The 12,533-nt window shown below is 38.1% G+C and carries 13 protein-coding genes; 10 read left to right on the top strand and 3 right to left on the bottom strand.

What is annotated here, in order from left to right:
- Positions 1–8 precede the first annotated feature (8 nt).
- The 3 genes from H3T55_RS12945 to H3T55_RS12935 are packed head-to-tail and all read left to right on the top strand — an operon-like array spanning position 9 to position 2,050.
- Complete coding sequence (locus H3T55_RS12945; RefSeq protein ID WP_225534918.1) at positions 9–500, top strand: gamma carbonic anhydrase family protein; 492 nt, start codon at positions 9–11, stop codon at positions 498–500.
- Between the two features lie 15 nt (positions 501–515).
- The gene (wecB, locus tag H3T55_RS12940; RefSeq protein ID WP_225534919.1) at positions 516–1,661 is read left to right on the top strand and encodes a non-hydrolyzing UDP-N-acetylglucosamine 2-epimerase; all 1,146 of its coding nucleotides are present in this window, start codon (positions 516–518) and stop codon (positions 1,659–1,661) included.
- Positions 1,662–1,696: 35 nt separating this feature from the next.
- Positions 1,697–2,050, top strand: a complete 354-nt coding sequence (locus H3T55_RS12935; protein ID WP_225534920.1) for an iron-sulfur cluster biosynthesis family protein — start codon at positions 1,697–1,699, stop codon at positions 2,048–2,050.
- 315 nt (positions 2,051–2,365) lie between these two features.
- Here H3T55_RS12935 and H3T55_RS12930 read toward each other — a convergent pair whose 3' ends face one another.
- A complete protein-coding gene (locus H3T55_RS12930) occupies positions 2,366–2,986 on the bottom strand; it encodes a flavin reductase family protein (RefSeq protein ID WP_087642260.1) in 621 nt (206 codons plus the stop codon).
- A gap of 21 nt (positions 2,987–3,007) precedes the next feature.
- The gene (locus H3T55_RS12925) at positions 3,008–3,979 is read right to left on the bottom strand and encodes a ring-cleaving dioxygenase (RefSeq protein ID WP_225534921.1); all 972 of its coding nucleotides are present in this window, start codon (positions 3,977–3,979) and stop codon (positions 3,008–3,010) included.
- A 162-nt stretch (positions 3,980–4,141) separates the two neighbouring features.
- On the opposite strand from H3T55_RS12925, the gene H3T55_RS12920 reads away from it, so the two are divergent.
- Together H3T55_RS12920 and H3T55_RS12915 are read left to right on the top strand one after the other, a co-directional pair.
- Positions 4,142–5,011, top strand: a complete 870-nt coding sequence (locus H3T55_RS12920) for an SPFH domain-containing protein (RefSeq protein ID WP_225534922.1) — start codon at positions 4,142–4,144, stop codon at positions 5,009–5,011.
- A gap of 17 nt (positions 5,012–5,028) precedes the next feature.
- The gene (locus H3T55_RS12915; protein ID WP_225534923.1) at positions 5,029–5,682 is read left to right on the top strand and encodes an HAD family hydrolase; all 654 of its coding nucleotides are present in this window, start codon (positions 5,029–5,031) and stop codon (positions 5,680–5,682) included.
- Positions 5,683–5,788: 106 nt separating this feature from the next.
- Here the strand turns inward: H3T55_RS12915 and H3T55_RS12910 are convergent, their stop codons facing one another.
- A complete protein-coding gene (locus H3T55_RS12910) occupies positions 5,789–6,292 on the bottom strand; it encodes a cupin domain-containing protein (protein ID WP_225534924.1) in 504 nt (167 codons plus the stop codon).
- Positions 6,293–6,653: 361 nt separating this feature from the next.
- On the opposite strand from H3T55_RS12910, the gene nox reads away from it, so the two are divergent.
- From nox to H3T55_RS12885, 5 genes are all read left to right on the top strand, one after another.
- Positions 6,654–7,991, top strand: a complete 1,338-nt coding sequence (gene nox, locus H3T55_RS12905; RefSeq protein ID WP_225534925.1) for a H2O-forming NADH oxidase — start codon at positions 6,654–6,656, stop codon at positions 7,989–7,991.
- Between the two features lie 476 nt (positions 7,992–8,467).
- Positions 8,468–9,634: an endolytic transglycosylase MltG gene (gene mltG, locus H3T55_RS12900; protein WP_412523581.1), complete on the top strand. Its 1,167-nt coding sequence runs from the start codon at positions 8,468–8,470 to the stop codon at positions 9,632–9,634.
- Between the two features lie 234 nt (positions 9,635–9,868).
- Complete coding sequence (gene greA, locus H3T55_RS12895; protein WP_087642267.1) at positions 9,869–10,342, top strand: transcription elongation factor GreA; 474 nt, start codon at positions 9,869–9,871, stop codon at positions 10,340–10,342.
- Between the two features lie 296 nt (positions 10,343–10,638).
- A complete protein-coding gene (liaF, locus tag H3T55_RS12890; RefSeq protein WP_087642268.1) occupies positions 10,639–11,370 on the top strand; it encodes a cell wall-active antibiotics response protein LiaF in 732 nt (243 codons plus the stop codon).
- Positions 11,367–12,431 carry a sensor histidine kinase gene (locus H3T55_RS12885; protein WP_087642269.1) on the top strand — a complete coding sequence of 355 codons (1,065 nt, stop codon included), beginning with the start codon at positions 11,367–11,369 and terminating at the stop codon, positions 12,429–12,431. Before liaF ends, H3T55_RS12885 begins: the two co-directional genes overlap by 4 nt.
- Positions 12,432–12,533: the final 102 nt, after the last annotated feature.

Below are 12,533 nucleotides of genomic sequence, written 5' to 3'. Positions count from 1 at the left end.
TGGATCAGATGACAAAAGAGTATTTTATTGCACCAAGTGCTGATGTATATGGAAAGGTGGACTTAGCCAAAGATGTTAGTATTTGGTTTCAAGCGGTACTAAGAGGAGATAATAATACGATTAAGATCGATACAGGAAGTAACGTTCAGGATGGTACGATCATCCATGTCGATGCGGATGCGGCGGTCATGATAGGAAAAAATGTAACGATCGGACATCAATGTATGCTCCACGGCTGTAGAATTGAAGACGGTGCGTTGATCGGTATGGGTTCAACGATCTTAAATCATGCAAAGATAGGTAAAAATAGTTTGATCGGAGCAGGTTCTCTCGTCACGGAAGAAGTTGAAATTCCAGAGAATGTGCTGGCCTTTGGGCGTCCAGCCAGAGTGATTCGACCGTTGACGAGAGAAGAGATTCGCAAAAATAAAGAAAATGCTCAACAGTATGTCGCACGCTCAAAAGAATTTCTTGAAGAAAAATATCCCCGTTTAACGTGAAAGGATGAATCGCTGATGAAAAAAATCAAAGTAATGACCGTATTCGGTACTAGACCAGAGGCTATTAAAATGGCTCCGCTGATTAAAGAATTAGAACAGCATCCAGAACAATTTGAGTCCGTAGTGACTGTTTCTGCGCAACATCGGCAAATGCTGGATCAAGTATTGGCTGATTTCCAGATCACACCCGATTATGATTTGGATATCATGAAAGCTGGACAAACACTCGCTGATATCACAAGCCAGGTTCTGACTAATTTGACCGATGTATTACAGACGGAAAAACCAGACATAGTATTGGTTCATGGGGATACAACGACATCATTTGCTGCTGCTTTATCTGCTTTTTATCATCAGATCATGATCGGACATGTTGAAGCAGGATTACGTACGTGGGAAAAATATTCTCCGTTCCCAGAAGAATTGAATCGTCAGCTTGTAGATGATTTGACTGATATCTATTTTGCACCGACAATGGAAAGTAAAGAGAACTTATTGAAAGAGAATCACCCGAAAAAGCATATTTATGTCACCGGAAATACGGCGATCGATGCCATGGATTATACGATCACTGATGATTATCAGAATGAGGTTTTGGAAGCAATTGGGGAAAGCCAACGTTTGATTTTGATGACGATGCACAGACGTGAGAATTTAGGCATACCGATGGAACAAGTATTTAAGGCTGTTCACCAAATCGTTGAAGAAAATCCTGATATCGATGTGGTTTTTCCAATGCACAAAAATCCAAAAGTTCGTGAGGTTGCTGAAACTTACTTAGCCGGGCTAGACCGTGTTCACTTGATTGAACCACTGGATGTCGTTGATTTTCAAAATTTTGCAGCACGTAGCTATTTGATATTGACAGATTCTGGCGGTGTTCAAGAAGAAGCGCCATCTTTAGGGGTTCCTGTATTGGTTTTAAGAGATACAACAGAGCGCCCGGAAGGTGTCAAAGCAGGGACGTTGAAACTAGTCGGAACAGACCAACAAATCGTTTATGAAGCAGTCACTGAGTTATTGACGAATGAATCGGCTTATAAAGAAATGGCTCATGCTGAAAATCCATACGGTGATGGTAAAGCAAGTCAGCGGATTCTTGAAGCAATCGCTTATGAGTTCCAACAAACAGAAAAGGCACCATCTGCCTTTCAAGCTTAAAAATCGTTAAATAAAATAGAGTAGGAGTGATCTATATGTACTTGAATATTAGTGAAGAAGCGAAACAAAAGTTGATGCCGTATGCGAAAAATAATGCAGTGATCGTTTTGGATTTAGATGATGGTGTTGGAAGATATTCAAAAATGGGTGTTTGTTCATTGGATACAAGTTTTCGGATTTTATTACTGGATCAAGCGCAGGATCGCTCAGATTTTAGCGCTACGGTAGAATCAGATTTAGGAACAATTTACATCAAAGATTATTCTCATCGTTATTTGGATAAGGAAATGACCTTAGCAGTGGACCCTCGTTTACAGGTTCTAAAGTTAAATAGCTCCAGTGGGATTTTAGATGGAAATGTTCCAATCGTAGATTTAAGAGGAAAGTGAAAAAGTATGAGAGGTTGAGACAGAAGTGTTTAATCCCGAGAAATAAGAAAGAATTCACGAAAATTATTTTCCAAATTTTTGTGAATTCTAGCTTATTTCCGACCTTCAAACCTTAGGGCTTTAGCCCTTAGCATTTGATGAGATCGGAGTGCAACGTAGTGGGATTGCTTCTGCTCTCACCGTTTATCCGGATTACAGGTGTACGGGATTTGACTCGCAGAGTTTTGTTCCAGACACTCTAAAATTTAATGAACAGGGATCAAAAGTCAGGTTATTCGCTATGTTCCTAAAAATCGACTTTTGTCTCAGCTTCTTTTAATTCGGTCTTTTTAAATCAAATAATCCATCGATATGAGCAAAAGTTGCACCTGCTAATCGTGCAAGCGGGTTGAATTTTTCAGGTAAAATATACTCATTTTCTTGATCGAAAATTTCTTCATCGAAATAAAAGTCAGTGATTTCAACGATGAACAAATCCGTAATGATCTGCTCTTGTTGATTTTTGATCGGAACATATTGATGCAGCCGAGCCTCCATTCGAAGCGGTGCTCCTTTGATACCTGGAACCTTAACAGAACGACTTTGAACAGTTTCGATCTGATTCAGGCTGATTTCACTTTGTTCAGGTGGCAATGGAGCAGAGGTTTGATTCATTTGTTCCACGTGTGCGTCATTGATCAAATGGATAACTAACTCTTTTGTATCCAGAATATTTCGAGCAGTATCCTTCATCTCAGTATTTTGTCTAAGAATGGATAGCGTTGCTAAGGGAATCTCAGAAGCTGCAGCATTGAAAAAACTGAAAGGCGCAGCATTGATCACCTGTGATTCATGATTCATAGATGTTACCCACGCGATCGGACGAGGGATGATACTGCCCGATAAAAATTTGTAACTCTGCTTTTTTGATAAATTTTTTGTTGAATAATGTAGCATTCTTTTTCTCCCATTCTTTTTTTAGCGCTGAATATTAGCCGAAGAAGTATCAAAAGGTCGAACATCTGCTTCGATTTCTTGTCGTTTACCTTCTAGAAAAGGTGGTAAAGATAGTTTTTCACCAGCAGATTCATAGGTTTCATCTTCTAAAAATCCTGGACCGTCAGTAGCTAATTCAAACAAGACTTGTGGAGCAGCTCTAAAGTAGTCAGATTTAAAATAGAAGCGTTCGACAAAGCCGGAGTTAGGGAAGCGCAGTTTAGCGATTCTATCGATCCAAAAACGTAATGCATCTTCATCTTCAACACGCAATGCTAAATGATGCACATTTCCGAAGCCTTCTTGTGCTTCTGGAAGATCCTCACGATGTTCAACGATAATGCTGGCACCATTTCCGCCTTCGCCTACTTCAAATAAGTGAAAACTTCCTTCCGCATCGACTAATTTAAATCCTAATACTTCAGCTAATACCAACTGCATATGCTCAAAATTCGTTACTGTCACAAAAACTGGACCTAAGCCGATCAAAGCATGTTCAGCAGGGACATCTGTTTTCTTCCAAGGAACACCAGCAGCCACGCCATGGTTTTGCTCATCTGAAATCAGTTGATAACGTTGGTTGTCAAAATCCTCAAATTCTAGATATTTTTTTCCAAAACGTTCTTGAATTGGACCATGATCTATGTCGTGTTCATTAAAGCGATCGATCCAGTAGTCTAATGAAGCATCATTTTTTACACGAAAAGAAGTACGGGAAATAGTATTCGTTCCTTTTGTTCCTTTAGGTAGACCAGGAAAATCAAAAAAAGTCATGTCTGTACCAGCAGAGCCTAAATCATCTGCAAAAAATAAATGGTAGGTTTGAATGTCGTCTTGATTGACTGTCTTTTTGATCAAGCGTAACCCTAAGATATCCGTAAAGAACTGATAGATTTTTTCTGCACTAGATGTCATTGCAGTAACGTGATGAATGCCTTTGATAGTTGTATTCATGATAGAAACCTCCAAATGTTTTAAATAATAAACTTACTAAAAGTAAGTTTACATTAAAATAGTTGATTTATCAACTACTTTGACTTTCTCTAACTATTGATAGAACCTTGAAAGAAGAGTAAGATGAGAATAATCATTCTATGAAAGAAAGTAGGGACAAAAATGGAAGAGAAAAAAACGTTTCATGTCAATGGATACATTGCTTTAGTTGTTTTGATCATCTTGATTGTGATCGGCGGTTATTGTTTTTATTTTGGGGTAACAGATGAAAGTATTGCAATGATCACAGTCAGTATTGTTTTGTGGGTGATTTCCGGATTATTCTTAAGCTCGTTGACGATCGTTAGTCCGAATCAAGCCAAAGCCATTTTATTTTTTGGGCAGTATTTAGGAACGATCAAGGAAAACGGTCTATTTGTGACGACTCCTTTAACTCAAAAAATCAATGTTTCATTGAAGGTCAGAAATTTTAATAGTTCTTTGCTGAAAGTAAACGATTCAGATGGTAATCCAGTTGAGATTTCTGCAGTCATTGTTTTCAAAGTCGTCGATACAGCAAGAGCATTGTTTGATGTAGATCGTTATCAGGATTTTGTGGAAATTCAAAGTGAAACTGCGATTCGTCACATTGCGACACAATATCCATATGATACATTTAATGACGATGATTTGACCTTGAGAGGAAATACTAATGAGGTTTCAGAAGAACTAGCGAAAGAATTGCAAGAGCGTTTAGCAGTTGCTGGAGTTGAGGTGATTGAAACACGCTTGAATCATCTGGCGTATGCGACTGAAATTGCTAGTGCGATGCTGCAAAGACAACAAGCGAAAGCTATTTTATCAGCACGCCAAACAATCGTTGAAGGCGCAGTGTCCATGACTCAGATGGCTTTAGAACAAATTGAAGAAGGACAGGAAATCAATTTTACCGACGATCGTAAGATTCAATTGATCAATAATTTATTAGTCTCAATCATTACCGATAAAGGCACTCAGCCCGTCATTAATACAGGCGATGTGACTGAGCGCTAAAGAAAGTGAGTTTTGCTATGAAGTACACGACGATTTTATTTGATTTAGATGGAACGATCACAGATTCAGGTGAAGGAATCATTAATTCTGTGAGTTATGCATTAGAAAAAATGAACTTACCTGTTCCAAATAAGGAGCAGCTCTATTCATTTATTGGACCACCACTGAATGATTCATTTCGTAAGCTGTATCAATTGAATGGATCAGCTATTGATCAGGCAGTGAACTACTATCGCGAAAATTATCAAGACAAGGGAATGTATGAAAACCATGTATATGAGGGTATAACAGCACTACTGGATGACTTGAAGACAGCTGGTTGTCAGTTGTATATTGCTACATCCAAACCAGAAGTGTATGCAAAACAAATTTTAGCTCATTTCGATTTGGACACCTATTTTGAGGGTATCTATGGCGCAAGTTTAGATGGCGATCGTTCCAAAAAAGGGGACGTGATACGTTACGCCTTGTCATCTGCAAAGGTTACTTCATTAGAAAAAGCACTGATGATCGGTGATCGAAGTCACGATATCATTGGAGCGAAGGAAAATCAATTGGCTAGCGTAGGCGTCTTATACGGTTTTGGAGATCAGGACGAGCTAACAACTGCAGGAGCAGATTACCTTGCAGCAACTCCGAAAGAAATAGCAAACATTATTTTAGAAAAATAGAAAAAGAAGAGGCCGGGACAGAAGTGATCACTTCTGTCCCGGCCGTTTATTCGATTATGAAGAGCTTGAGACATAACTAGGAAAGTTATGTCCCAAGCACTTTTTTTTAATCAGGTAAATGATCATAAGCTAGACGGTCAATAACCTTTTCATGTTCCGGATATGAAGATAAAAGCTGTTTTTTCGTAAACAATTCAAAGTCCTGATAATCAAATCCAGGTGAAACCATACAACTAACTAAAGCAAATGCTTGATCAGTGTCAACAGTCGAACCAAAAATCACATTTTTAGGAACAACAGCTTGTAATACCTCTCCAGCTTCCAAATCATTTCCTAATCGAATGATTTCATAGTGACCATCGGGGTAAAGCAAATGGATACTAAGGGGTGAACCCGCGTGATAGTACCAGACTTCATCAGATTTCAACCGATGAAAATGCGACGGATTTTCACTCGTTAAAAGAAAATAAATACTTGTATAATAGGGTCTAACTACTTTTTCAGATGTTTGAAGCGATTGATCACTACTTAATACTTGTTTGAAATAGCCTCCTTCTGAATGAGGTTCTAATTGTAGTTGTTCGATCCAATACTGTTGATCTTTTTTCATAAAATACCTCCAGCTTTCTTTTTTGATCAAATTTTATAGTATGATTGATGATTCAATCTTATCATGAAACATCATCGTATGGTTGCTTGAAAGTGGTGCCTCGTTTCCTTTTTTATAAATAATGTAAATATTTAGTGGTAAGGAAATCGACATAGTTTCTACGCGAGTAGTCATTTTTTTGTATTCCATCTACTTCTATTATAACGATATTTATTTATAAATCAGTCTTGAATTCTGAGTTTTTGATGAAAAAAATTAAATATTCTCAAATATTTTAGCCAAACGCCGATAAATTGAAAAAAAGAAAGCCTTTTCTTCGGTTATAATTAAGTTCAATAAATCACATTTAAAGGAGAGTCTTATGAGCAAATTAAAAACAGTTATCGTCGGTGCAAATCACGCAGGTATCGCTGCAGCAAACACGTTGTTGGATAATTACCCAGACCAAGAAGTTGTTATGATCGATCGAAATACGAATCTTAGCTACCTAGGGTGTGGGACAGCACTTTGGGTCGGACGTCAAATTGAATCATACGAAAATCTTTTTTATACGAATAAAGAAGCTTTTGAAGCAAAAGGCGCTAAAATCTATATGGAGACAACAGTTGAGCGGATCGATTTTGACAAAAAAATCGTTTATTGCAAAAAACACGATGGAACAGAACTAACAGAATCCTATGACAAGTTGATTTTAGCAACAGGTTCAGCACCGATCAATCCGGATATTCCTGGAAGAAATCTAAAAAATGTAGAATTTCTCAAACTTTTCCAAGATGGACAAACCGTTGATGCAGCAATGGCTAAAGCAGAAGTCAAAACAGTGGCAGTGATCGGTGCAGGCTATATCGGAGTTGAGATCGCCGAAGCAGCGAAACGCCGTGGGAAAAATGTGTTATTATTTGATGCAGCTGAAAGATGTTTGCCAAATTACTATGATAAATGGTTCACAGAAGACATGGATAAAGTGTTGGCAGATAATGGGATCGAGCTTCATTATAATGAATTAGCGAAAGAATACAAAGGCAGTGATCACGTCGAAACACTTGTGACGGACAAAGGAGAATATGCTGTTGATTTAGTGATCAATGCAATTGGTTTTAGACCAAATAATGGATTAGGCAAAGACCACTTAGAATTGTTTACTAATGGTGCATATCTAGTAGACCTTCACCAACAAACAAGTGATCCTGATGTTTATGCCGTAGGTGATTGTTCAACGATCTTCTCTAATGCAGTTCAACAAACGACCTATATCGCGCTTGCAACAAATGCTGTCCGTTCAGGTATCGTTGCTGCGCATAATGTCGGCGGAACAGCGCTGGAATCGATCGGTGTTCAAGGCTCAAATGGTATTTCTATTTTTGGCTATCATATGGTTTCGACTGGTTTGACTGTGCAGGAATCAGAAAAACTAGGATTGAAAGTCAAACATACAGAATTTGAAGATTTACAAAAACCAGGCTTCATGAAAGAAAACAACTCTGTGAAAATCAGAATCGTTTATGAAGAAGAGTCTCGTAGGATCGTTGGCGCTCAAATGGCCTCTTACGAAGACATCTCGATGGGGATTCATATGTTCTCCTTGGCGATCGAAGAAAAAGTGACTATCGACAAATTAAAACTCTTAGATATCTTTTTCTTACCGCATTTTAATCAACCATATAACTACATTACGATGGCTGCTCTCAGCGCTGAGTAGTTATCTGATCAGAAAGCTTTGAACCGAATGTTTACAGGCATTTAAAGAGACTAAGGACGACTCATAGAGTTGTACCTTAGTCTCATTTTTTGAATAAAAAAAGTTCAAGCAAATCTTACAAGTTGGTGACTTTTCTCTAAAAAAGTTTAAATTTAAAAAGCTTTCATGTATAATGGTAAAAGTTAAAGACGATACATAGAAAGTAAGGAGGATTTGTTTTGGCAGAAGATAACCAAAATAATCAAGATCATTCCAACTCTTCATTCAAAGATCAAGTGCTACGTTCTTTACGCGGCGAAGAGATCGGTAATGATGATTCAGCTTCCTTTGATCCTAACGCTAATCAACCACAGCATAATGAAGCAGAATATCATAAGACTGAACATACAGAGCAACATAATAATCATACAGAGGAGCCAACTAGCGTACCAGAGATCGAACCTGTCGGCTCAAGAAGTTCGGAACAACCAAAGCGAATCGATCAATCGAAATCAACAGATTTAGCACAATCTCAGGATGAAAAATCAAAAAAACGTACAAGGAAAAAAGAAGATCGAATCGTAGGGCGGATCGTGTTGATCGTAGCCTCAGTCTTGCTTTTAGTGATTGCGATTTTCGGTTTTACGTTTTATAAATATGTCACAACAGGCTTGGAGCCATTGAACAAAAAGGATTCCAAACTTGTGCAGGTTCACATCCCTGAAGACTCTTCTAATAAGAAGATCGCGAATATACTCGAAGAAAGCAAAGTCATCAAAAGTGGCATGGTATTCAATTATTATGCAAAATTCAAAAATCTGACTGACTTTCAAGCTGGTTACTATCAAATGTCGCCGGATATGACACTTGATGAAATCGGAGCACTTTTAAGAGAAGGTGGCACCGCAGAACCAACACAACTGGCAGACGGCAAGGTGACGATCCCGGAAGGTTTTGATATCGACAAGATCGGAGATGCCATCGAGAAAAATACAGACTTCAAAAAGGATCAATTTATCGAATTGATGAAGAAGCAAGAATTTTTCGATGCGATGAATCAGAAGTATCCAGAATTACTAGGAAGTGCTGGAGAAGCAGCAGATGTTCGCTATCGTTTGGAAGGCTATTTGTTCCCAGCAACGTATGATTACTATAAAGATTCGAAGATCGAAGATTTTGTAGAGCAAATGATTGCAAAAACCAACAGTGTGATGGAAGGGTATCTTCCGATGGTGCATGCAAAAGGAATGACGATCCAGCAAGTCTTGACATTAGCATCCCTGGTTGAAAAAGAGGGTGTCAAAGAAGACGACCGCAAAAAAATTGCGCAGGTTTTCTTCAATAGAATTTCAGCAAATATGCCGCTGCAGTCCGATATCTCTATTTTATATGCTCTAGGAGAACATAAAGAATTAGTGACATATCAAGACTTAGAAGTCGATTCACCATATAACTTATACAAAAATACTGGTTATGGACCAGGACCATTAGACAGTCCAAGTGAGCAGGCAATCAATGCTGTATTGAATCCAACACCGAATAATTACCTGTATTTTGTGGCAGATATTTCAACAGGAAATGTATATTTTGCTGAGACATATGAAGAGCATCAGGAATATGTAGAAAAATATGTAAACAATACTGACACTGAAAAAAGTGAATAATAGTTAAACGTGCGTATCTTAATTACGAGCCAACCTAGAACATAGGCGGGGCTCGTTTCGCTTTCCCATCAAGCTGTAAAAGAGAACTGGAAGATTGGATCGAATTACCATAAAAAAATAAGCGAATATTATTTACAATTTGCTTAAAGCGTGGTACTCTTTTGTGGATTGAATACGGAATTTCAAAAAAGACTCAAATAAACCATAGTAGTAGATTAAGAAGGAGAATTCAACATGGCAGAAAAAGTATTTCCTATGACACTTGAAGGAAAAGAAAAATTAGAACAAGAATTAGAAGAATTAAAGACAGTTAAACGAAAAGAAATCGTTGAACGTATAAAGATCGCAAGAAGCTTTGGAGATCTATCTGAAAACTCAGAATATGAATCAGCTAAAGATGAACAAGCCTTTGTAGAAGGGCGCATCACAACTTTAGAAAACATGATCCGTTTTGCTCAAATCATCGATAATGATGGCGTTGATTCTGACGAAGTTTCTATCGGAAAAACGGTGACGTTTATTGAGTTACCGGATGGTGAAGAAGAAGAATATACGATCGTTGGAAGTGCAGAAGCAGATCCGTTTTCTGGGAAAATTTCCAATGATTCACCGATTGCTCAAGCATTGATCGGTAAAAGATTAGAAGATCAAGTAGCGATCGCTACTCCTGGCGGAGATATGCAGGTAAAAATTATCAAAGTCAGCTAAATTTGACCCTTTGAGAGAGTGCGAAACAAAACGAAAAATCAGTTTTGTTTCGCACTCTAAAACTTAATAAACGGTGGAGAAGAGTCAAGATCTTCAACAATTTCCTGAAAATCGAGCAATACGAAAAGTGTATTGTTCGATTTTTACACCAATTGTTCGAACCTGATCGACTTTTTGGCTCAACCTCTCGTTTTCTTCAAAAATTAGGGCTAAAGTCCTATAGCCAAATGGGGCTTTAGCAACTAACATTAATACGGGAATTAAGCTATACTAGTTCCATAGAAGGGGGGATCTTCATGAATAATCCATGGCGCTTTTTTATCGTCGTTGAATCATTACTTTTCATTTTTGCTTTGTGGCAAATTATACATAACCCTGGCCTGGCAGTTTTGATGGTCTTAGGTATTTTAAGTGTTGTCTATGCGATGAAGAAAGTTCATCGTACTAATTTTAATAATTTTCAACTTGTTTTAGGAATCATTTTGATTTTGATCGGTGTAATGAATAGTCCGGCATTTTGGCTAATGTTAGTTATTGGTGTTTTATTTATCGGGCTAAAAGGTGTCGAAATCGCAGGAGTGGACATCACCCAGCGGGCACCATGGCGTAAGAAACAAATGATCATGGTCGAAACGGCCAATGTCGAACCTAAAGGCGGCCGTCGTTTTAAGCGTCCTTGGTTTGCCAATGAACGTATCGGCAGCAATGTCTATGAATGGGATGATATCAATATTGATATTATTTCTGGTGATACGATCGTTGACTTAGGGAATACTTTACTTCCGAAAGATGACAGTATTATCATTATTCGCAAAGGCTTTGGCCGTACGAGGATTTTAGTTCCTCTAGGAGTGGCGGTAACCTTGGAGCATTCTACTTTTTATGGCAGTGTTAATTTTGAAGAAGAAAAATATCATTTGAAAAATGAATCGTTGAAAGTCTACAGTAACGATTTTGACTCTAATAATCGTCGTCTGAAAATCATAACAAATACGCTGGTCGGAGATGTCGAGGTGATTCGTGTATGAGTGGTAGGATGTCTCGACAAATGCTATCTCTTTATGCAGCCTGCAGCACATTTATTGTTGTGCTGCTTACGCTGTTTTCATACTTTTATTCGATCAAACAAAAAAACTGGATGCTGGAGTTGATTCAGCGAAAAGTCTTTTACATTCCATTGATCTTCCACATGCTTTTGATTTCCCTGCTGGTCGGTTTGTCGACTTTTTTACTCGTATCTATTGTTCAGAAAGCTCAGTATGGTAGAATTGAAGAAAAACTACGGTTACTTGCCAGAGGCAGCTATGAAAATCCAGTGATTGAAAAAAAGGTTCCTCATGCCGATAATGATCAATATATCGGGGAGGTGGATCAGGACATTTTAAGTATCAGAAAAAAATTAGTTGAAATGTCAAAAGAATTGCAATTATTGAATAGTCGACCACAAATGGTGGATGGAGAAACAAAAGAAGAAATTCTGGAAGAAGAACGTCATCGTTTGGCGCGGGAATTACATGATTCTGTGAGTCAACAGCTGTTTGCTGCAATGATGATGTTATCGGCGTTAAACGAGCAGGCCCAACGTAGTGAAACACCAGAAATGTTTCGAAAGCAGTTAGTGACAGTAACAGACGTCATCAATGCTTCACAATCTGAAATGCGGGCATTATTACTTCACTTACGTCCAGTAAGTTTAGAAGGAAAGAGCCTACGTAAAGGGATCGAGCAATTATTAATAGAATTACAAACAAAAATAAAAATTGAACTGACTTGGGATGTAGAAGATGTGCATCTCAACAGTAGTATTGAAGATCATTTGTTCAGAATCGTCCAAGAGCTGTTGTCTAACACATTGCGACACGCTAAGGCAAAAGAGTTAGAAGTTTATCTGCATCAGGTAGATAAGAATGTTTTACTTAGATTAGTTGACGATGGTGTTGGATTTGATATGAGTGAAAATGGAAATAAAGCTGGAAGTTACGGCTTGAAAAATATTCGTGAACGAGTTGCTGGAATGGGTGGTACTGTTAAAATCATAAGCTTTAAAGGGCAGGGAACGAGTGTGGAGATCAAAGTGCCTGTGATTTAGGTATTGAGATAAGTCACTCTTAGAAGAATGATGCTTGTTGCGAGAGTCCTAAAGCGTCTCTTCTAATTGAGACTAATAGAGCTTGTTCCGCTATTATCGTTA

Source organism: Enterococcus sp. S22(2020) (assembly GCF_020295385.1).
In the GTDB taxonomy this organism is placed as follows: Bacteria; Bacillota; Bacilli; order Lactobacillales; family Enterococcaceae; genus Enterococcus_L; species Enterococcus_L dunnyi.
The sequence above is the reverse complement of the archived record's forward strand: the minus strand, read 5'-3'. Positions and strand labels throughout refer to the sequence as shown.